At 66.9% G+C, this 20346-nt stretch carries 16 protein-coding genes; 7 read left to right on the top strand and 9 right to left on the bottom strand.

Annotated elements, in window-relative coordinates; genetic code table 11:
- Positions 1-510: 510 nt before the first annotated feature.
- Together ACTHLF_RS16535 and mprF are read right to left on the bottom strand one after the other, a co-directional pair.
- Positions 511-1311: a virulence factor family protein gene (locus ACTHLF_RS16535; RefSeq protein ID WP_440328656.1), complete on the bottom strand. Its 801-nt coding sequence runs from the start codon at positions 1309-1311 to the stop codon at positions 511-513.
- The gene (gene mprF, locus ACTHLF_RS16530) at positions 1308-3917 is read right to left on the bottom strand and encodes a bifunctional lysylphosphatidylglycerol flippase/synthetase MprF (protein WP_440328654.1); all 2610 of its coding nucleotides are present in this window, start codon (positions 3915-3917) and stop codon (positions 1308-1310) included. Before mprF ends, ACTHLF_RS16535 begins: the two co-directional genes overlap by 4 nt.
- 207 nt (positions 3918-4124) lie before the next feature.
- Between mprF and ACTHLF_RS16525 the strand changes: the two genes are divergently transcribed.
- Positions 4125-6050: an LTA synthase family protein gene (locus ACTHLF_RS16525; RefSeq protein ID WP_440328653.1), complete on the top strand. Its 1926-nt coding sequence runs from the start codon at positions 4125-4127 to the stop codon at positions 6048-6050.
- A gap of 121 nt (positions 6051-6171) precedes the next feature.
- Here the strand turns inward: ACTHLF_RS16525 and ACTHLF_RS16520 are convergent, their stop codons facing one another.
- On the bottom strand, positions 6172-6873 hold the full coding sequence (locus ACTHLF_RS16520; RefSeq protein ID WP_440328652.1) for a pirin family protein: 702 nt from the start codon (positions 6871-6873) through the stop codon (positions 6172-6174).
- Between the two features lie 132 nt (positions 6874-7005).
- Positions 7006-7419 (bottom strand): hypothetical protein, encoded by a 414-nt coding sequence (locus ACTHLF_RS16515; protein ID WP_440328650.1) that lies wholly within the window; start codon positions 7417-7419, stop codon positions 7006-7008.
- A gap of 179 nt (positions 7420-7598) precedes the next feature.
- Here ACTHLF_RS16515 and ACTHLF_RS16510 point away from each other — a divergent pair, with 179 nt between their 5' ends.
- Both ACTHLF_RS16510 and ACTHLF_RS16505 read left to right on the top strand, forming a co-directional pair.
- Positions 7599-8606, top strand: coding sequence for an LLM class flavin-dependent oxidoreductase (locus tag ACTHLF_RS16510; RefSeq protein ID WP_440328649.1), 1008 nt, complete (start codon positions 7599-7601; stop codon positions 8604-8606).
- Positions 8603-9037, top strand: a complete 435-nt coding sequence (locus ACTHLF_RS16505; RefSeq protein WP_440328647.1) for a putative toxin-antitoxin system toxin component, PIN family — start codon at positions 8603-8605, stop codon at positions 9035-9037. Before ACTHLF_RS16510 ends, ACTHLF_RS16505 begins: the two co-directional genes overlap by 4 nt.
- A 109-nt stretch (positions 9038-9146) precedes the next feature.
- Here ACTHLF_RS16505 and ACTHLF_RS16500 read toward each other — a convergent pair whose 3' ends face one another.
- Together ACTHLF_RS16500 and ACTHLF_RS16495 are read right to left on the bottom strand one after the other, a co-directional pair.
- Entirely contained in the window at positions 9147-9812 is a 666-nt protein-coding gene (locus ACTHLF_RS16500) for a DUF6348 family protein (protein WP_440328645.1), read from the bottom strand.
- 33 nt (positions 9813-9845) lie between these two features.
- A complete protein-coding gene (locus ACTHLF_RS16495) occupies positions 9846-10661 on the bottom strand; it encodes a DUF72 domain-containing protein (protein ID WP_440328644.1) in 816 nt (271 codons plus the stop codon).
- Between the two features lie 103 nt (positions 10662-10764).
- On the opposite strand from ACTHLF_RS16495, the gene ACTHLF_RS16490 reads away from it, so the two are divergent.
- Entirely contained in the window at positions 10765-11385 is a 621-nt protein-coding gene (locus tag ACTHLF_RS16490; RefSeq protein ID WP_440328643.1) for a response regulator, read from the top strand.
- 5 nt (positions 11386-11390) lie between these two features.
- On the opposite strand, the gene ACTHLF_RS16485 is transcribed toward ACTHLF_RS16490, so the two are convergent.
- Positions 11391-12356, bottom strand: coding sequence for a GlxA family transcriptional regulator (locus ACTHLF_RS16485; protein WP_440328641.1), 966 nt, complete (start codon positions 12354-12356; stop codon positions 11391-11393).
- A 141-nt stretch (positions 12357-12497) separates the two neighbouring features.
- On the opposite strand from ACTHLF_RS16485, the gene ACTHLF_RS16480 reads away from it, so the two are divergent.
- From ACTHLF_RS16480 to bla, 3 genes are all read left to right on the top strand, one after another.
- Complete coding sequence (locus ACTHLF_RS16480) at positions 12498-14714, top strand: TonB-dependent receptor family protein (RefSeq protein ID WP_440328639.1); 2217 nt, start codon at positions 12498-12500, stop codon at positions 14712-14714.
- Complete coding sequence (locus ACTHLF_RS16475) at positions 14714-15790, top strand: PepSY-associated TM helix domain-containing protein (protein ID WP_440328637.1); 1077 nt, start codon at positions 14714-14716, stop codon at positions 15788-15790. The genes ACTHLF_RS16480 and ACTHLF_RS16475 overlap by 1 nt, the downstream gene beginning before the upstream one ends.
- Before the next feature lie 207 nt (positions 15791-15997).
- Complete coding sequence (bla, locus tag ACTHLF_RS16470; protein ID WP_440328636.1) at positions 15998-16807, top strand: subclass B3 metallo-beta-lactamase; 810 nt, start codon at positions 15998-16000, stop codon at positions 16805-16807.
- Between the two features lie 102 nt (positions 16808-16909).
- Here the strand turns inward: bla and ACTHLF_RS16465 are convergent, their stop codons facing one another.
- Positions 16910-17806 carry an acyltransferase gene (locus ACTHLF_RS16465; protein WP_440328634.1) on the bottom strand — a complete coding sequence of 299 codons (897 nt, stop codon included), beginning with the start codon at positions 17804-17806 and terminating at the stop codon, positions 16910-16912.
- Between the two features lie 31 nt (positions 17807-17837).
- A partial coding sequence (ligD, locus tag ACTHLF_RS16460) for a DNA ligase D (RefSeq protein ID WP_440328632.1) occupies positions 17838-20346 on the bottom strand: 2509 nt, incomplete at its 5' end.

Raw genomic sequence — 20346 nt, 5'->3', positions numbered from 1 at the left:
CATTTGCCACCTACACGCGGCCCGGTCTGGCCGGCGCGGCGCTATCGCCGATGAAGGGGGGGATCGATCCTGGCGCTAGGGACGGACGGCATCCTGCCGTCGGATCGGTCATCGGCGACGCGCTAAGTCTTACCCACGGCACGGCGCGTGGGATATAGGAGGATTCTTAAAAATAGGCCCAATTTGCTTCTGGCCGCCCCGCAGCACGCCTGCCGTTCAGGCAGGCGTCGGCGAGTCGCGACGCGGGCGTGCCGGACGCGGCTGGGGATGAGTGGTCGGGCGAGGGGCGGGCCGGGCCTGCTGGGGGACCGGCACGCCACGACTGGCCAGCGAGCGAAGCGCTGCGCAATCAGCCGTTCCGTAGTCGCGTTTACCCGGTTCTCTCTGCATGGCTCGTCTCCTGCTCTTCCCGCCCGGACGCTCAGGTTGAGCGTCCGAAGCGAAAATTCCGGTGGCACGCAGGTGAATTTTCAGTGACAGAAATCCAACCGCGAATCCGGCAGGAGCGCGTTAAGGCCGCGTGGAGACGTTGGCGGGCAACGCCCGCGGGGGCATGCGCGAAATCAGCTCGGTTGCCAGCTGTTCGTAGTTTTCATCAAAGTGATGGGAGCCGGGCTTTTTGTACACCGTGACGAACGACGGCAGCTTCGGATCCGTGCAGCCGCTGTCGTCGGCATCTTCCGCGCCGTAATAGCAGGCCACCGGCGGCTTGCCCGCCAGGGCCGCGATGGGCGGCATGGCGTCGGAATGGACGACCGGGTTCAGCCACTGCAGCAGGCTATGCGTGGCCGTGGTCCACCAGCCCTGGTGCATGTAGCCCTCGAGTTCGATCTCGAAATTCACGTCGCGGCTGGCCGAGAGCAGTACCAGCTGGCTCAGGCGGGCGCGGTTGTCCGCGCGCATCTGGTCCACCAGCGTGGGCAGCACGTCGGCACCGAACGAATAGCCCACCAGCAGCACGCGGGTTTTGCCCCACTGCTTCGTGTACTTGTCGATCAGTCGGTCCAGGTCGTGGGCGGATTCCTGCGGTGCCCGGTAGCGCCAGAAGTACTTGAACGTGCTGAGGCCCACGACGGGCACGCCGCGCTGGGTGAACACCGCGCCGAGCCGCTGGTCGAGATCCCACCAGCCACCGTCGCCGGAATAGATGATCACCATCAGGTCTTCCTCGCCCGCGGGCGGCGCCTTCAGGGCGGGCAGCTCCACGGTGGCGCTTTCGAGCGAGGCGCGTGTCCACGGGTGCCAGCCGAGGAACGCCACGACGAGCAGGACAACGAAGGCGATGCCGGTAAAACGAAGAACCTTCCTCACCGGCGCACCACTCCGCCCAGGCCGCCGGAAATAAGGCTGGCGACGTTGGCCAGGGCCAGCGGCAGGGCGATGCCGCCGGGCACCGCGATATAGCGCGGCTCCCATTCGGGATCGAACTTGTCCTTGTAGCGGTGCAGGCCGCGGAAGTTGTAGAAGCGCTCGCCGCGGCCGAACACCATGGCGCCGAAACGGCTCCACAGCGGCGCGGTGCGGCGGTTCTGCAACCCCGAGAGCGGGGCCATGCCCAGGTTGAACCAGCGATAGCCGTTGGCTTTCGCCCACGCCATCAGTTCGATGAACAGGAAATCCATGATGCCGGCAGGGCCTTCGGGCAGGTGGCGCATGAGGTCGACGGACGCTTCTTCCTTCGACTCGGTGAGGAACATGTTGGCGAACGCGACCAGCTCGTCACCCTGCCAGATCACCGCCATGGGCGTGCGCGACAGGTAGCGTTCGTCCCACAGGCCGAGCGAGAAGCGCTTCTCGCGGACCTTCTTGTCGCGCATCCATGCGTCGGAGATCAGTTTAAGCCGTGGCAGGTACGCGGGCACGGCTTCGGTCGGGATGATCTCCAGGCGCAGGCCATCGCGGGATAGCTTGTTCACCGTACCGCGCAGGGTCTTCTTGGATTTGCCATCCAGGTTGAAGGTCTCCAGGCGAACCCGCGCCTCCTCACCGATCTTCAGCAGGTTCATGCCGACTTCGAGGTAAAGGTCGAGGTCCTCCGGGCGCACCTGGTAGAACAGCGGCCAGCCGCCAGCGCGCTCGCACTCCTCGCGGAAGCTCCAGACCAGCTCGCGCCGTGCATCCTCGTCTTCGCCGACCGGGTCGCCCATGGCCACCCAGCTGCGCCCTTCGATGTCGTACATGATGAAGGCGCGGTCTTCCGGCGCGAACATCAGGGTCTTGTCGGCCACCAGGGCGAGGTGCGCCTGCGCGGAGCTGAACTGCTTCAGCAGCGGCATGGCGCGGGCGAGCTCGGTCTCGCTCGGGCGCGTGCGCCGCGGCCGCGCCGGGCGGATCAGGTTGGCCAGCGCGAACAGCATGACGACCGCGGCGGCGCCCACGAGGGCACGCAGGGCACGCGGCGCCCCGCCGTGGCGGAAGCTGAACTCCCACCACAGGTTGTTGCTGTATTCGACGTGCTTGAAGCTGAAGAACACCAGCCAGGTCGCGCAGGCGAACACGGCAGCGATGGCCAGCACCCAGCCCGGCGAGAAGGTGGCGCGGAACAGTGATGCGCGGCGGTAGAAATGCCGGTGGGCTGGCGCCAGGGCCAATGCCAGCAGGGTCAGCAGCGTGGCTTCTTCGTAATCGATGCCCTTCAGCATCGACAGCACGGCGCCGAGCACGAGGAAGACCAGGGTCAGCCAGTACGCCGCATCGAGCCGGCGCTGCAGGCCGCGCGCCAGGATGAGCAGCAGCATGCCCACGACGCTGGAAAGGAAGTGCGAGACCTCGACCAGCGGCAGGGGCACGAACCCGCGCAGGAGCTCCATGCGCCCGGGGATCGCGAGAGTCGCACCGGAGAAGAGCAACACGGCGCCGCAAACCAGGGTGAGGCCGGCAAAGAACGGTGGGAGCAGGCTGGCGAACCAGGGGGTAATCAGGGCGGCCTGGCGCAAGGCCCGCAACTCGCGGATGACCACCATGAGCGTGGCGGCGCAAAGCGGCAGCAGGTAGTAGACCGCCCGATAGGCGGCCAGCGACCCCAGGATCGGCGCTTCGAGGCCGTGGTTACCGGTCGCGCCGAACCCCGCGAGCATCACGGCTTCGAATACGCCGAGGCCGCCCGGCACGTGACTGATCAGGCCGGCCATCTGCGCCAGCACGAAGATGGCGAGGAAATGCCCGAATCCGCCGACGATGGCTTCGGGCATCAGGACATAGAGCACGCCGGCGGCGAGGCCCCAGTCCAGGGCACCGATCAGGATCTGGCGCGCCGCGATGGCGGGCGTCGGTGCATTGATGGCCCAGCGCCACACCTGGATCGGGCGGCGCACGAACAGGGCGATCGCCATCCACGCCAGCGGCACGGCGGCGAGCACGATGGCCAGCGGGATGCGCAGCCCGGAAAGCGGCACCTCGGGCGGGATCGGCACGCACAGCAGGGTCGCGCCGGTCAGGGCGGCGAGGCCCAGCCAGAAGCTGAGCGTCGTATAGAGCACCACCCGGGCGATCTCACCCGTGGTCAGGCCGGCCTGGATATAGAAGCGGTAGCGGATCGAGCCGGAAACCAGCAGGGACATGCCCAGCGCATTGGAGAACGCATAGCTGATGAAAGAGATGAAGCCCACCCGCTTCGGCGGCAGCCGCTTGCCGACACTGGCCAGGCCGAACCAGTCGTACAGGGTCATCACGGCGAAGCCCGCGGCCGTCAGCAGCACCGCCAGGCCGATATCGGCATTGGGCAGGCCATGGACGTAGCTGCCGATCTGCCGGTAGGTGACCTCGCTGGCCATGAGGTGCAGGGCCCACAGGGCCAGGCATAGCAGGGCCACGGACAGCAGCGGGCCGCCCACCCTGCGCAGCAGGGTGGCATATAGCGCGCGCTTGCCCGGGGAAGGTTGGTTCGGCGGCAGCTCCGTGCTCGATGCGTGCTCCACGGTGCCGCGGCTCCACTCTGGCTCGTAAGGTCGTGTAGGGTGCCACAGAGCGCGCCCCGGCGGCAGGGAGCAAGTTCCTGCCGTGGTTGCGTATACCGCGGGCGAAAGCTGGAGCTAAGGTTGGGGAAAGGGACTCGTAAGCGCGGCTTCTTACGCTTTTCGGGACATGGCTGGCGCCCCCGCTGGCCGGCTCCATCGCGAGGCAACATGCATTCTGCTCTCCAGGCGCTGCGCCAGCGCTTCAGGCCCCTGGCCTGGTACGGCGTACTGTTCATCGCCGTGGCCTTCGTGGTCCGCCTGATCCTCCTGATCAAAACCGGCAAGGATGTGCCGCACTCCGTGGGGGCGTGGCTGTACGTCTTCGGCGTGGGCCTGGGCTACGACCTGGTCACCTTCATCTATATGGCGTGGCCCTTGCTGCTGGTCCTGTGGCTCCTGCCGCGTCGCGCGGCCATGTCCCGGTGGGGCCGCCGGATCTTCCTGGGTTTCGCCTGGGTGCTCGCCTTCGCCACGCTGTTCGTGGCGGTGGCCGAACTGGTCTTCTGGGGTGAGTTCAGCGCGCGCTTCAACTTCATCGCCGTGGACTACCTGGTCTATACGCACGAGGTCGTGGGCAACATCCAGCAGTCGTACCCGATCGGCACCTGGATCACCCTGATCGCGTTGCTTGCGGTCGTTATCGTCTGGTTGAGCCGGCGCAAGCTGGCGCTCGGCGACGATGGCTCGCGCTTCGCCGGACGCAGCGCGGTCGTGCTCGGCTGGCTGGTCGCGACCGTGGCCGTGAGCTTTGCCGTGGACGCGGGCATGAAGGATGGCCAGCGCAACCAGTACATGAACGAGCTGGCTGGCGATGGCACCTACCAGTTCTTCGCCGCCTTCCGCGATAACGAGCTCGACTACGCGAAGTACTACCCCTCGCTGCCGAAGGATCGGGCCTTCGGTGAACTGCGCACGCTGCTGAAAACCCCGGATGCGACGTTCACCTCCACCGATCCGATGGATATCACCCGGCGCATCGAGAATCCGGGCCCGGAAAAGAAGCTTAACGTCGTGCTGATCAGCGTCGAAAGCCTGTCCGGCGATTACGTCGAGGGCTTGTCGGTCAGCCAGCACAAGCACCTGATGCCGAACCTGGACGCGCTGGCGTCGAAGAGCCTGTTCTTCAGCAACCTTTATGCGAATGGCACCCGCACCGTGCGCGGCCTCGAAGCGCTGTCGCTTTCCGTGCCGCCGACGCCGGGCGAATCCATCGTGAAGCGTCCCGATAACGAAGGGCTGTGGTCGCTCGCGGACGTGTTCAACGAGAAGGGCTACAAGTCGGAGTTTGTCTATGGTGGCTACGGCTACTTCGACAACATGAACCACTTCTTCGCGAGCAACGGTTATGAAGCCGTCGACCGCAACGCGATCGCCGACAAGGATATCCATGCCGAGAACGTGTGGGGCGTGGCGGACGAGGATCTGTACACCCTGGTCATGAAGCGCATGGACGATGCCTATGCGAAGGGCAAGCCGTACTTCGGCCACGTGATGACCACGTCCAACCACCGGCCGTTTACCTTCCCCGCCGGTCGCGTGTCGTTGCCGCAGGGTTCACGTCGCGCCGCCGTGCAGTACACCGACTGGGCGATCGCCGATTTCCTTAAGCGCGCGGCCACCAAGCCGTGGTTCGATGACACGATCTTCGTGATCACCGCCGACCATTGCGCGACGAGCGCCGGCAAGACCAGCCTGCCGATCGACCGGTATCACATCCCGCTGTACATCTATTCGCCGAAGCACGTGGCGCCGGGCCGGGTCGATCGCCTGATGAGCCAGATCGATATCCCGCCGACGCTGCTGGGCATGCTCAACTTCAGCTATACCTCGCGCTTCTACGGCTACGACCTGTTCAAGCTCGAGCCGGGCCGCGAGCGCGCGTTCCTCAGCACCTACCAGGAACTCGGCTACCTGCACGGCGGCATGATGGCCTCGCTGGTGCCGCGCCAGCCGGTGAAGGAAATGCTGCCGCAGGAAACCACCGGCGATGCGACGCCGGTGGCGACGTACAACGACCAGAACGCGAACGACGCGATCACGTACTACCAGACCGCGGCGTACCTGTTCACGAATGGGCTGATGAAGCGCAAGTAGCGACGTCGTAGGAGCCCACCCTGTGGGCGACGCCGTTCGCCGGAGAGCAACAGGGCCTGTGGCCGCGTCGCGAAAGATGTCGCCCAAAGGGTGGGCTCCTACGGGGAGCCCACCCTTTGCGTTACGCAGCGGTATCGACCAGCACCAGCTCCGCGTCTTCCTTCGCGGTGATGCGCAGCACGCGCTCATCGCGGATGGCGGCGCCGTCGCCCTTGCCGAGCGTTTCGCCGTTGACCTCGACGCTGCCGGCGGCCGGCACCATGTAGGCGAAGCGACCCTCGCCGATCGTGTACTCGGCGGTCTCGCCGGCCTTCAGGCTGGCGCCGAGCACGCGGGCATCGGTGCGGATCGGCAGGGCATCCGTGTCGCCTTCGATACCGCTGGCCAGGGTGACGAACTGGCCCGAGCGCTCACCCTTGGGGAACGGGCGGGTGCCCCACGACGGTGCCTTGCGTTCGCCATCCGGGATGATCCAGATCTGGAAGATCCGGGTGGTGCCCGGCTCGGCGTTGTACTCGGCGTGGCGGATGCCGGTGCCGGCGCTCATCACCTGGACGTCGCCCGCCTCGGTGCGGCCCTTGTTACCCAGGCTGTCCTCGTGGGTGATCGCACCCTCGCGAACGTAGGTGATGATCTCCATGTCCGAATGCGGGTGCGCCGGGAAGCCGGTGCCCGCGGCGATGGTGTCATCGTTCCACACGCGGAGCGCGCCCCAGCCCATCCGCTTCGGGTCGTGGTACGAGGCGAACGAGAAATGATGCTTCGCATCGAGCCAGCCATGGTTGGCGCCACCAAGGGTGTTGAAACGGCGGATGTCGATCATGTCGTGCTCCCCCGGGGTTAACCGGACTGGTTGAGTGGATGGCGCTATTTTCCGCCTCAAAGCTGGCGCGTGGAGCATCGGTGGGCCGAACGGATTGTTTCCTGTGGCGATCAACGCGTCAGGTTGAGTCGCTCATGGTTTGATTTCGCGAACGACCTTCACTGCCGGGCACCACGCGTTGCCATGGATGCGCGCGCCCATGGCAACGCGTCGCGCGAGCTCGCCGGGCGCATGCGTTGAGCACCGCGCCACCAGGGTATCGATCGGCAGCAAGCGGTGGCGCTCGGTGTAGAAAGGCCACGCCGGGCTCCAGGCCGATGGCCGCTGGACGATACGGCTGGCGAGACGCGCGGGTTGCCCGGCAAGCATGGCCTTGGCGAACGCATTGGCGCGCGCCGTTTCACTGATCCGTACGATGATTTCCGGCTGGTCAGGCGCCTCCAGCGAGCGAACGGCAAAGAACCGGTCGACCTGCATGGGATCGGCCTGCGCCGCCAGCGGCAGTGCAAGCAGGCATGCGGCGACATAGCGAAGGTGCGGCTTCATGGGACCTCCATCCGTGGGGTGAGGCGCAGGAAACCATGCGGCAGGGCGCCGGTAAATCGGGCCCGGCCTGAGGCCGCATCAGTGGTCGCCTGAAGACGGCGGGCGCAGCGGCGGTTGCCTTTGGCCGAACGCCGCCCATATGAAAGGAATCGGTGCCGCATGCCCCCCAGGAGTGCCCCATGATTCCGTTTTCCGTCCTCGATCTTGCCCCCGTCCCGCGCGGGTCCACGCCCGGCGATGCGCTGCGCCACTCGCGCGATCTCGCCATCCACGCCGAACGGCTCGGTTTCCACCGCTACTGGCTGGCCGAGCACCACAACATGACCGGCATCGCCAGCGCCGCCACGGCGGTGGTCATCGGCTATATCGCCGAGGCGACGAAAACCATCCGCGTGGGCTCCGGCGGCATCATGCTGCCGAACCACGCACCGCTGGTCATCGCCGAGCAGTTCGGCACGCTGGCCTCGCTGTATCCGGGCCGCATCGACCTCGGACTGGGCCGCGCGCCGGGCACCGACTATGCGACGGCGCGCGCGCTGCGCCGCGCCCTCGGCTCCAGCGACGACCGCTTCCCGGATGATGTCGTGGAGCTGCAGCATTACCTGGGCCCGCTGCAGCCCGGCCAGACCGTGCGTGCCGTCCCCGGCATCGACACGAAGGTGCCGCTGTGGCTGCTCGGCTCGAGCCTGTTCAGCGCACGCCTGTCGGCCGAACTCGGCCTGCCGTTCGCGTTCGCCTCGCATTTCGCGCCCGACCTGATGATGCAGGCGCTCGAGGTCTACCGGACGATGTTCCGTCCCTCCGAGGTGTTGGCGAAGCCGTACGCGATGCTCGGCATCAACGTCGTCGCCGCGGATACGGACCAGGAAGCGAACCGCCTGTTCACCTCGCAGCAGCAGGCGTTCTGGAACCTGCGCCGTGGCGCGCCGGGCCAGTTGCCGCCGCCCGTGAACAGCATGGAAGGCATCTGGACGCCGATGGAGAAGGCGCAGGTGGACCATGCGCTTTCCTGCGCCGTCGTCGGTTCGCCGGATACGGTGCGCGAAGGCCTCGCGGCCTTCATCGACCGTACCCAGGCCGATGAACTCATCATCACCGCGCAGGTCTTCGACCACGAGGCGCGCAAGCATTCGTACACGCTGGTCGCCGAACAGCACGCGAAGCTCGCCACGGGCGCCGCTGCATGACGGTGCGGGTCGTCCTCGACACCAATGTGTGCCTGGACGCCTTCGTCTTCTGCGACCCGCGCGCCGCGACCCTGGTCGCGGCGATCGAAGCGGGTGAGGTGGAAGCCGTGACGCGCGACGATTGCCGCGCGGAATGGCTGGCGGTGCTGGACTACCCGACGCTCAGGCTCGACGCGGCGCGCCGCACCGCCGCCGTTTCACGCTTCGATGCGCTGGTGCGCGTGCTCCCGCCGCTCGATTGCGAGAAGAAGCCGCCGCGCTGCAAGGATCCCGACGACCAGAAGTTCCTGGAGCTCGCCGCCGCGTCGCGCGCGTCCATCGTGTTCTCGCGCGACGCGGAAGTGCTCCGCCTGGGCCGCCGCACCAAGCGCGAAGGCCTGTTCGACATCATGCGCCCCGAGGAATGGCCCGCGTTCCGCGACGCAGATTAAACGATCCCACGTAGGAGCCCACCCTGTGGGCGCCATCTTTCGCGATAACGCTACAGGCCCTGTGGCGCTTCTGCGAAAGGCGTCGCCCACAGGGTGGGCTCCTACGGGTTTAGTCTGCTGGCACCAAAGCGATGAAGTTGCGCAGGCTGTAGTAGCGGTCGTGCTGCGGCCAGTCGACCGAGGCGATCGCCTTGTGTCCCGCAGCCCACGGCTCGTTGTCGAGCAGCACCTCGACCTGGGTCTTGCCGTCGCCGACGTTGCCGTAGAACACGCGGATCCAGTGGATGTCCTCGGTGAGCGGTGCCGTGGCGATGGCCGCCTCGAGCGCTGAAAGCCCGTCTTCGGGAATCTCCATCGGCGCATCGCTTTCACCGCGCAGGGTGAAATCGCCGATGTACGCCGTGAAGCGATGGCTGCCGGCGCTGAGCTCGCGCACGACAAGCTTCTTCGGGTTCACCACGTGCCAGCACGCGGCGAGCACCACGTGGAAATCGTTCCGGGCGAAGGTATCCAGCGCGTCGCGCACGCCGACCTTGCCGGCACCGATGCCGCCGAAGCTTTCCTCGATGGTGCGGTCTTCGTCGAGCACGATATCGACATCGAGGCGGCCCATGCCGCCGTCCTTGCCGTCGTGCCAGATGCCGCGGATCGCCGGGTAATCGCCGTCGTCCGAGCCATCGTCGTCCGCGGTGAGCAGCCAGTCTTCGTCAGGCACGAGGCCCACGTCGTTCGCGGCGAAGAGGTCGATCAGGCTGTTCTGAATCAGTCGGTCCATGGGGCTTCCGCTTGGGGATATCGGGTAGGTGGATTATGCGATGCCGGCGGCACTGGCGAGCGCCATCGCCGCGGCCGGGTTGCGTTCTTTTGCCGCCGAGATGAAATACACGAAGGCATCCCGCGACTTGCCCTTGGGCAGCGGCTTGTCCACGTGCGGCAGGCCGGCGGGATCCTCGCCGCGGGTCCAGGCCGCGGTCAGCGTCGCGATGTCCTGCAGGGCTTTCGCCGTGTAGCCGGTCTTCCGGTTGGCCTGGCTGCGCATCAGCCGCGCGTAGACGAAGGGGCCGGTGAGGTCGGCCAGGTTCGGGTAGTCGGGTGAATCCGTATACACGGTGGCGACCCCGCGCTCGCGGGCCAGCTCGACCCAGCGCGGGTCGAGGAAGCTCTCGTGGCGCACTTCCACGGCATGCCGCAGGGCCACGCCGCCCACCTTTTCCGGCAGCAGGTCGAGGAAGGCGGCGATGTCGTCAGGGTCGAAGCGCCGCGTCGGCAGGAACTGCCAGAGCAGCGGGCCCAGGCGATCACCGAGATTCACGGCACCCTCGATGAACCGCCCTACCCGCTCAGCGGTGCTGGCGAGTAGCTTGGTCTGCACGATGTGGCGTGGCGCCTTCACCGAGAACACGAAGCCGTCGGGCACGGTCTCCGCCCATTGCCGGTAGATGTCCGGGGCGGGCGCGCGATAGTAGGTACCGTTGATCTCGATGCTGCCGACCTGCTGGCCGGCGTATTCGAGTTCGCGCTTCTGCGGCAGGCCGTCGGGATAGAACACGCCGCGCCAGGGCGCGAAGGTCCAGCCGCCCATGCCGGTGCGCAGGATGCCTCGTGGGTCGGATTTCCTGGTCATGCTCATTCCATCCTCTCAGGAACGCAGTGGAGGGCATGTCGTTGCATGCCCCACCCGGGCGGATCGGCGATACTCGCCCCCACGACCTTGCCACCATCGTGCCATGCCCACCATCCGCATCATGACTGTCGACGATCACCCGCTCCTGCGCGAGGGGATCGCCGCCGTGCTCGAAGGGCAGACCGGGCTGCAGCTCGTCGCCGAGGCGAGCACCGGCGAGGAGGCGATCGAGCGTTACCGCACGCTGCGCCCCGACCTCACCCTCATGGACCTGCAGATGCCGGGCATGGGTGGCATCGCCGCGATCGAGGCGATCCGCGCGGAGTTTCCCGATGCGCGCATCCTGGTCCTCACGACGTACCGCGGCGATGTGCAGGCATTGCGTGCATTCCGCGCCGGCGCGCAGGGTTACCTGCTGAAAAGCGAGCTGCGCAAGGACATGCTCGCGACGATCACCCAGATGATGGACGGCAAGCGCCGCGTGCCCGACGAGATCGCGCATGAGATGGCCGGCCACGCGAACGATGATGAGCTGACCCCACGCGAGACCCAGGTGCTGACCCACGTCGCCACCGGCGCGGCAAACCGCGACGTTGCCGCCTTGCTCGGCATCGCCGAGGAAACCGTCAAGGCGCACATGAAAAGCATCCTGGCCAAGCTGCAGGCCAATGACCGCACGCACGCGGTGGCAATCGCCCTGCGTCGCGGGATCATCGAGCTCTAGGCCATTCAATCCCGCGCGTGGGCGTAGCGCTTGCGGTAATCGGCGGGGGTGACACCCAGCCGGCGCATGAAGGCCCGGCGCAGGCCGTTCGCATCGGCGTAGCCCAGCTTCGCCGCGACGCGCTTGGGCGTGTCGTGGCCTTCCTCGAGCCAGCGGCGTGCCGCCTCGACGCGCATGTTCTCGACGAACTCCGCGGGGGTCATGCCGACTTCGCGGTGGAAGACCCGGGCGAAGTGGCGCGGGCTCATGCCGGCGCGCGCGGCCATGTCGGCCACGGAGTGGTCCTCGCCCGGATGGGCCGCGACGTAACGCTGCAACTCCTGGAGCGCGCCCCGTCCCGCGGGCGCCGCCTCGCCGTGGCGGCTGAACTGCATCTGCCCGCCTGGCCGGCGGTAGAACAACACCAGCTCCGCCGCGACCGCCATGGCCACGTCGCGGCCGAGGTCTTCTTCCACCAGGGCGATGGCCAGGTCCATGCCCGCCGTGACGCCGGCCGCGGTGCAGACCGGGCCATCGCGCATGACGAAGGCATCGGCCTCCACGCTTAGCGTGGCGTGGCGGCTCGCCAGCAGTTCGGCGACCTTCCAGTGGGTGGTGACGCGCCGTCCGTCGAGCAGGCCAGTCTGGGCAAACAGCAGGGCACCGCTGCAGATCGAGCCATACCGGCGCGCGCGGGCCGCATGCAGGCGCAGCCAGTCCAGCGTATGCAGGTCGGTCGCGGCGTGGGGCAGGTCCGGCGAGCCGGCCACCAGCAGGGTATCGAGCGTGGGGATGTCGTCCTGGGTGCTGCGATCGGGCAGGAAGCGCATGCCCGAGGAGGAGGCCACGGCGAGGGGCGCGGTGCCGACGGTCAGTACCTTGTAGACCTCGCGGCCGGTTTGCCGGTTTGCCTCGGCGAACACGTCCGCCGGGCCGGACACGTCCAGCATCTGGACCCCCGGTGGGGCGACGATGACAATGGCCAGCGGCATGGGCACGCGCGGATTATGGCCGGATTCGACCCGTTGCGCCAATTGCGGCCGTATTGGTGCCCTATACCATGATGTATTTGATCTGATAATCAGTCGTATTTACGATTAGCACCTTTCGCTCGATCCAAAAGGCTGCTGTCGATGTCACTCCGCCCCACCGTCCTCGCCCTCGCGCTGGCCGCCACGTTCGCCGCGCCGGCCGTATTCGCGCAGGACGCCACCCCGCCGCCCGCCCCCACCAACCTCGAGGGCGTGAAAGTCGTCGGCGACTGGCTGGGCGATGCGCAGCAGAACACCGTGCAGAACCACCCCGGCGCCCGCACCGTCGTCCGCCGCGAGACCCTGCGCGAGGCAGGCGCGACGAACCTGCGTGATGCGCTGCGCATGATCCCCGGCGTGCAGGTGCAGGAGAGCAACGGCACCGGCGGCAGCGACGTCTCGCTGAATGTGGGCGTGCGTGGCCTCACCTCGCGCCTGTCGCCGCGTTCCACCATCCTGCTCGACGGCGTACCGCTGGCGGTGGCCCCTTACGGGCAGCCGCAGGTCTCGATGGCCCCGGTCGGCCTGGGCAACCTGCAGGCGGTGGACGTGGTGCGCGGTGGCGGCTCCGTGCGCTACGGGCCGCAGAACGTCGGAGGCATCATCAACTTCGTGACGCGTGATATCCCGGAGACCTTCGGCGGCAGCGCCGGCGTGCAGTTCCAAGACAGCGAGCACGGTGGCATCCGCACCAACAGCAACCTGTTCCTCGGCGGCACGATGCAGAACGGCCTCGGCCTCGCCCTGCTCTACAACGGCCTGCATGGCCCGGGTTACCGCGAGCACGAGGATAACGAGAGCATCGACGACGTGATGCTCAAGGCGAAGTACGCGATCACCAGCGAAGACACGCTGACCGGCAGCATCCACCATTACGACGGCCAGGCCGGCATGCCCGGTGGCCTCACCCAGGCGGATTACGACGCGGATCCGTTCCAGTCGCGCCGCCCGTATGACGATTTCCACGGCCGCCGCACCGACTACGTGCTGAAGTACAGCCACGTGGAGGATCGCCGTTCGTTCGAGGTGCAGTCGTACTACTCCGACAGCTTCCGTGGCAGCCACATCGAGACCATCACCGAGAATCCGAACGGCAGCTACGCGCACCAGCTCATCGCTTACCCGCGCAATTACCACGTGTTCGCGATCGAGCCGCGTTACTCGCAGCTGTTCGACTGGGGCCAGGTGACGCACGAGATCGGCGTTGGCTACCGCTACACCAACGAAGCGATGCACGAGCAGACCTTCCGCAACAACAAGTACAACTCCAGCCTCTGGTACACGCCGTTCACGGGCGACCCGTACAACGGCCCGTATGTCCTCTCCGGCAACAACACCGGCAGTAACGAGGCGCACGCGCTGTACATCGACGACACGATCAACGCGGGCGACTGGACGATCACGCCGGGCCTGCGCTACGAGCGCATCCGCAGCCAGTGGCAGGCGCACCCGAGCAGCACCGTGATCGTGAAGGGCCCCACGGCGCGCCGCGAGAACTATTCAAAGCCGCTGCCGTCGTTGAACGTCATGTACCACCTGAGCGAAGCGTGGAAGCTGTATGCCAACGCGGAAACCTCGTTCGGCTCGCTGCAGTACTTCCAGATCGGCCAGACGGACTCCACCGGCCAGTTCGCGCAGGGCCTCGAACCCGAGCTGGCGCGCACGTACGAGATCGGCACCCGCTACGACAGCAAGGCGTGGGGCGGCGAAGTCAGCCTGTTCCGCATAAATTTCGACCACGAGCTGCAGCTGGTCGGCAAGCTGCCCAACGTGCCCGATTCGTACGAAGGCTGGACCAGCCTGGGCGCGACGACGCACAAGGGCATCGAAACCTCCGCGCACCTCGACTTCGGTTCGTTCGCGGATGCGCTCGACGGCCTGACCCTGTGGGGCACGGCCACGTACACGCATGCCTTCTACAAACATGGCTCGTTCGCCGGGAAGGACCTGCCGTTCTATTCGCGGCGCACGGCGAACCTCGGCCTGCGCTACAACATCGCCGCGTGGACGTTCAACCTCGATGCGTTCTCGCAGTCGCGCCAGCATTCGCCCGGCTCGCCGAGCTTCGATCCCGCGCATCCGACCGAGTACGTGACCGAGCCCTCCGCCGATGGCGATCTCGGCAACATCCCGGGCTGGACGACATGGAACGCGCGCGGTGAATACGCGTTCGGTCCCTCGCTGTCGAACCTGCGCGTCGGCGTGGGCGTGAAGAACCTCTTCGACCGCCGCTACTTCACGCGCAGCACCGACAACAACGATGGCCTTTACGTCGGCATGCCGCGCACGTACTTCGTCCAGGCCTCGGTGGACTTCTGATGACCCCTCGCCCGCGCCGTTTCCGCAGCACCCTGAAGACCCTGCACCTGTGGCTGGGCCTTTCCCTTGGCCTGTTGCTGGCGCTGGTGACTCTTTCGGGCAGCGTGCTGCTGTGGGAGCAGCCGCTGTTCGCCGCAGGGCATCCCGAGCTCGCGTCGCGCCCCCTGCCTGACCTGGCGACGCAGGCGCGTTCTCTGGAAACCGTGCTCGCCTCGAAGGAAGCGAAGGGCCTGCGTGGCCTCTCGCTCCCCGATGCGGAACTGCCTGTATGGGAAGCCCAGGCCCGCGGCGGCGATCGCTTCTACTTCGATGCGACCACCGGCGAGAAGCTGCTGGTGCGGCACAAGAGCGGTGATGGCCTGCTGACCTTGCTCGACTGGCATACCCACCTGCTGACGGGCGAGGTTGGCGAAACGGTGTTGGGCGTCGTCGCGATCACCGGGCTATTCATGCTGTTCTCGGGCGTGTGGCTGTACTGGCCGGGGCGGTCGCGCGCGCTGAAGCACCTCAAGCCGCACGCCAATCCGCCCGTATTGCGCTGGGCAAGCTTCCATCGCGCGGTCGGCGTCGTTGCCCTGCCCCTGCTGATCGTGATGATCGGCACGGGTACGACCATGGCTTACCGCGGCGCGGTCCGTAACGGGCTGACCGCGGCGTTTGGCGAAAAGGCCCCGGCAAAGCCGCCGAAGACCGCACCGGTCGATGGCCCGGTGGACTGGGCCGCCGTGCTCACCGCCGCGCAGGCGGCCGCGCCAGATGCGGAGATGACCCGCCTGACCCTGCCGGGCAAGGACACCGGCACGATCACGGTGCGCGTGCGCCATGCCGGTGAGTGGAACCTCGCCGGGCGCAGCATGGTGTTCATCGATGGCCACGACGCGAAGGTGATCGGCGGCGTCGATGCCACGAAGCTGGGCACGGGCGGCCGCCTGTCGGACGCGCTTTTCCCGATCCACTCCGCAGCCGTGGGTGGCGTGGCCTGGCGCGTGGTGGCGTGCTTCACCGGCCTGCTGCCGAGCTTCCTGCTGGTTACGGGGTTCCTGTTCTGGCGAGCCCGCACGAGGCGCCGCCCCTGACGTAGGAGCCCACCCTGTGGGCGACATCTTTCGCAGCGACGCGACAGGACCTGTGGCTTTGTCGCGAAAGGCGTCGCCCACAGGGTGGGCTCCTACGCGATCGGGCGGCGCGTAACCCACAAGCCGCCCGCTTTCTGCCAGATAACAGGCCCCAACGCGGCCGGCCACCGCCGCTAAGCTGCGCATCCACATCACGGGGAATACCCAATGCGCCGCACCCTGCCCTTGCTCGCCGGCCTTATCGCCCTGCCCGCCTTCGCGGCTTCGCCCACCGCGCCCGTGAAGGAGTGGAGCGAGCCCTCGCCGCCCCACGTGATCTACGGCAACACGTACCAGGTCGGCACGAAGGGCCTCTCCTCGATCCTCATCACATCACCGCAGGGCCACATCCTCATCGATGGCACCTGGACCGGTAACGCGCCCCTGATCGAGGCGAACATCCGCAAACTCGGCTTCCACGTCGAGGACATCAAGCTCATCCTCAATTCGCATGCGCACCACGACCACGCGGGTGCGATCGGCCAGTTGGCAAAGGACAGTGGCGCCACGGTGCGCGCGACCGCCGCAGGTGCGAAGGCCATGCGCCTCGGCGGCAAGGACCCGGATGATCCGCAGTACGAAGCCGACTCGAAGGACGCCTACCCGGCATTCCCGGTCACCGGCAACATCGTCGACGGCAGTGTGGTCACCGTCGGCCCGCTGAAACTCACGGCGCACATCACCCCAGGCCACACGCCCGGCGGCACGGCATGGACCTGGGACGCCTGCAAAGGCAGCGCGTGCAAGCACATCGCGTATGTCGACAGCCTGTTCGCGTTCTCGTCGGCTACGTATCGCTACACCGACCATCCCGCATTCGTCGCCGAATACCGGAAAACGTTCGACCGCGTCGCGGCGCTACCTTGCGACATCCTGGTGACGCCGCACCCGGAGCAGGGTGAAGGGAAGACCTGCGCGACCTACGCGCAATCCGGCCGCGACCGCCTGGAAGAGAAGCTGAAAGACGAGGCCAAATAAAGCGTGGCGCCGTAGGAGCTCACCCTGTGAGCGACGCCGTTCGCGACTGCGCCACAGGTCCTGCAGCGCTATCGCGAAAGATGTCGCCCAAAGGGTGGGCTCCTACGACGGCCTTGCCAGGCTTTGCGCGATGCGCTCGTCCTTTTCCGTCCACAGCTCGTTGATCCACGCCTGGAAGCGCTCGCGGAACGCCGTGTCGTTCTCGTAATCGCCGCGCATGCTGTCCAGGATGGGCAGCTTGCGTACGTGGATGCGGACCTCGCGGATGCGCCCGGCGATCATGTCCATCATGCTGCCGGCGCCGTCGGGATACACGATGGTGACGTCGAGCATGTGGCGGATGGCGTCGCCCATCGCGTCGATGACGAAGGCCACGCCGCCGGCCTTGGGCCGGAGCAGGTGGCGGTACGGCGACTTCTGCGCGTCGTGCTTGGCCTGGGTGAAGCGGGTGCCCTCGGTGAAGTTCATGATCGCCACCGGCACATGGCGGAACTTCTCGCACGCACGGCGCGTCGCATCGCGATCGCGCGACTTCAGCTCGGGCCGGCGCTCGAGCTCCTCGCGCGAATGGCGCTTCATGAACGGGAAATCGAGCGCCCACCATGCCGGGCCCAGCAGCGGCACCCAGATGAGCTGGCTCTTCAGGAAGAAGCGCATGAACGGGATGCGCCGGTTGAACACCTTCTGCAGGGCAGGGATATCGATCCAGCTCTGGTGGTTGCAGACCACGAGGTAGTTATCCCGCGGCGTGAGGCCGTCGACGCCCTCGACAGTCCAGCGCGTGCGGGTGAAGGCGCCCCACAGCCAGGCGTTGACGCTCAGCCAGCTCTCCGCGATCCGCACGAGCGCGCCGCCACAGGCGTCGCGCAGTGAGCGCACGGGCAGCACGAGGCGCACCAGCGTCAGCAGGAACAGCGGCAGCACGTGCAGCACCGTGTTCACCAGCAGGAACAGGCAGGCGAGGGGGACACGGAGGAACACGGGTAGCGAGGCGAACATGCGGGAAAGGCCGTATGAGATTTCGACCAGTTTACAGGCCCAGCCGCTCCACCACGTCATCCAGGCTCTGGCGCACCGAGTCGATGCCTTCCCAGGGATCCTTCTTCTGCCGGGCCAGGCGCTTAGGCACCGTATGGATGTTGAAGTCCGCGCCGGATTTGAGCTTGCCCAGGTCCTCCCAGCGCAGCGGCACCGCTACCGGTGCGCCCGCGCGGGCGCGCAGGGAATACGAGGCCACGGCCGTCGCACCGCGGCCATTGCGCAGGTAATCGAGATAGATCTTGCCGCTGCGCACCTTCTTGGTCGCCGTGGCGACGAATTCCAGCGGATGGGCCTGGGCAAGGGCTTCGGCGAAGCCCCTGGCGAACGTGCGGACGGTGTCCCAGTCCGCGGCGGGCGCCAGCGGCACGACGATATGCAGGCCTTTGCCGCCCGTGGTGCGCACGAACGAGGTCAGCCCCAGCTGCTTGAGAAAATCCCTAACCATGCGCGCCGCCGCGACCACGCGCGACCAGGCCACGCCGTCGCCCGGGTCCAGGTCGAAGATCACCCGGTCGGCCGCGTCCGGTGTTTTCACGTGCGAGCCCCAGGGATGGAACTCGATGGCGCCGAACTGCACCAGTTCCATCAGCCCGGTTTCGTCCTTCGGATAGAGGTAAACGGCCTGCGCGCCGGTTTCTTCCTTGAGTTTTGCCGAACCCACGTGCTTGAGGCCCGAGATCATGTGCTTCTGGAAGAAGCAGTGCTCGCCGATGCCGCCGGGGCAGCGCAGCATGGGCATCGGCCGGTCGGCGATCGGGGGCAGGAACCAGGGCATCACCGCGTTGTAGTAGTCAGCGACGTCCTGCTTCGTGATGCCGTCGTCGGGGTAGACCACGCGGTCGGGGTGGGTGATGGTGATGTCTTTCGCGGCCATGGGTGGGTCCTTGGCGGGCCGTCGGGGGTCGGTTGTTTTAGGAAGAGCCTTGGCGGGGCCTGTGGCCTTGGGGCGAACGGCGTCGCGCACAGGGTGCGCTCCTACGGGGGCGCGGTCGCTGTCGCGGAGGTCTTTGGGAGATTTGTCGAGGCGCAGGGTTTTCAGGCTGGGCTGGCGCAGGAGGTTCTGGTTGCCGATACCTCGGTAATAGACCTCGGCGACGACCCTGGGCTCGACCCATAGCGCACCGCGGAGCAGGGGATCGATGCCGTCGAGCGGTACCGGTGGCTTCTTCGCACCGCCCCTGGCCAGTGACTTGCCCAGCTCACGCAACATCTCGTCGGTGAAGCCCGTGCCGACGCGGCCGACGTAGGTCCAGCGTCCCTTCGCACCGGGCTTAGCCAGCAGGAGCGAGCCGAACGACACGCGTGAGCCTTTCGCTGGCGTGTAGCCGACCACCGCGAACTCGTCGGCCTCCAGCCGCTTGATCTTCAGCCAGTCATCGTTGCGGCCGCTGTGGTACGCGCCGTCGGCGCGCTTCGAGATGATGCCCTCGAGCTTTTCCTTCATCGCCATGGCGAACACCGCGTCGCCATCGCCGACGTTGTGGCCGCTGTAGCCGAGGTGGGATGGCGCGTGCGCGAGCAGGCGTTCCAGCAGCGCCTTGCGGTCGGCCAGCGACGTGCGCGACAGATCCATGCCCTGGAAGAACGGCATATCGAACAACATGTAGACGAGCGGCGCCTGTGCTTCGCCTGACAGGGTCTTCTGCAGTGCGTTGAAGTCGCTGCGACCCTGCGCGTCCACCGCGATGAGTTCGCCATCCAGGCGCGCGCTGTCGAGCCCGAGTGCTTCAACGGCCTGCACGATCTCGGGGATGCGCTCGTTCCAGGGCAGGGCGTTGCGCGACCACGTCTCGACCTCGCCGTTGGCGATGCCGGTGAGGATGCGGTAACCGTCCCACTTCACCTCATGCAGCCACTGGTCGCCCTGCGGCGGTGTCTCGCGCAGGCGTGCGAGTTGCGGTGCGAAGAACGCCGTCGTGGGCTTGCCTTTCTTCGCGCCCGCCATGGCCGCAGCGGCCTTCGTCAGCGTGGCGACCGGCACGCGGCGTCCCTTCGGCGCGGCCTTCTTGCGTGCAGTGCTCTTCGTCGCCGCAGCCTTCGTTGCAGGGGTTTTTGCGGCACGCCGCGTGCTCTCGCGCATCTTCGTATCCAGCAGGTCGTCCGCTTCGACATCGCCGGCGTAGGCGTCGTCGGCCTTGATCAGGAACCAGGCGGGCTGGCGCTCCTTCCGGCCGCTGCGGACAAGATGCCACGCACCCTTCAGCCGCTTGCCGAAGAGCTCGAAGCTGAGGTGCCCCTTCTGCAACTGCGCCTCGGCGTCGCCCGTCGTCGACCAGACGCCACGATCGAACGTGTCGACATGGCCCTTGCCGTATCCGTGTTCGATATCACCTTCGAACTCCGCGTAGGCGACAGGGTGGTCTTCCACTTCGACGGCGAGGCGCTTCACCTTCGGGTCGTAGCTCGGGCCCTTCGGCACCGCCCAGCTGCGCAGCACGTCACCGACCTGCAAGCGGAAATCGAAGTGGCGGCGCGAGGCGTGGTGCAACTGCACGACG

The organism is Luteibacter sp. (assembly GCF_051958795.1).
GTDB lineage: Bacteria > Pseudomonadota > Gammaproteobacteria > Xanthomonadales > Rhodanobacteraceae > Luteibacter.
Note: the sequence above shows the minus strand (reverse complement) of the source record. Positions and strands in the feature narration are given on the sequence as shown.

Excerpts from the sequence above, each read along its gene's own strand:
- ACTHLF_RS16525 (WP_440328653.1), top strand. The coding sequence starts at position 4,125 with ATGCATTCTGCTCTCCAGGCGCTGCGCCAGCGCTTCAGGCCCCTGGCC.
- ACTHLF_RS16520 (WP_440328652.1), bottom strand. The coding sequence starts at position 6,873 with ATGATCGACATCCGCCGTTTCAACACCCTTGGTGGCGCCAACCATGGC.
- ACTHLF_RS16515 (WP_440328650.1), bottom strand. The coding sequence starts at position 7,419 with ATGAAGCCGCACCTTCGCTATGTCGCCGCATGCCTGCTTGCACTGCCG.
- ACTHLF_RS16510 (WP_440328649.1), top strand. The coding sequence starts at position 7,599 with ATGATTCCGTTTTCCGTCCTCGATCTTGCCCCCGTCCCGCGCGGGTCC.
- ACTHLF_RS16505 (WP_440328647.1), top strand. The coding sequence starts at position 8,603 with ATGACGGTGCGGGTCGTCCTCGACACCAATGTGTGCCTGGACGCCTTC.
- ACTHLF_RS16500 (WP_440328645.1), bottom strand. The coding sequence starts at position 9,812 with ATGGACCGACTGATTCAGAACAGCCTGATCGACCTCTTCGCCGCGAAC.
- ACTHLF_RS16495 (WP_440328644.1), bottom strand. The coding sequence starts at position 10,661 with ATGACCAGGAAATCCGACCCACGAGGCATCCTGCGCACCGGCATGGGC.
- ACTHLF_RS16490 (WP_440328643.1), top strand. The coding sequence starts at position 10,765 with ATGCCCACCATCCGCATCATGACTGTCGACGATCACCCGCTCCTGCGC.
- ACTHLF_RS16485 (WP_440328641.1), bottom strand. The coding sequence starts at position 12,356 with ATGCCGCTGGCCATTGTCATCGTCGCCCCACCGGGGGTCCAGATGCTG.
- ACTHLF_RS16480 (WP_440328639.1), top strand. The coding sequence starts at position 12,498 with ATGTCACTCCGCCCCACCGTCCTCGCCCTCGCGCTGGCCGCCACGTTC.
- ACTHLF_RS16475 (WP_440328637.1), top strand. The coding sequence starts at position 14,714 with ATGACCCCTCGCCCGCGCCGTTTCCGCAGCACCCTGAAGACCCTGCAC.
- bla (WP_440328636.1), top strand. The coding sequence starts at position 15,998 with ATGCGCCGCACCCTGCCCTTGCTCGCCGGCCTTATCGCCCTGCCCGCC.
- ACTHLF_RS16465 (WP_440328634.1), bottom strand. The coding sequence starts at position 17,806 with ATGTTCGCCTCGCTACCCGTGTTCCTCCGTGTCCCCCTCGCCTGCCTG.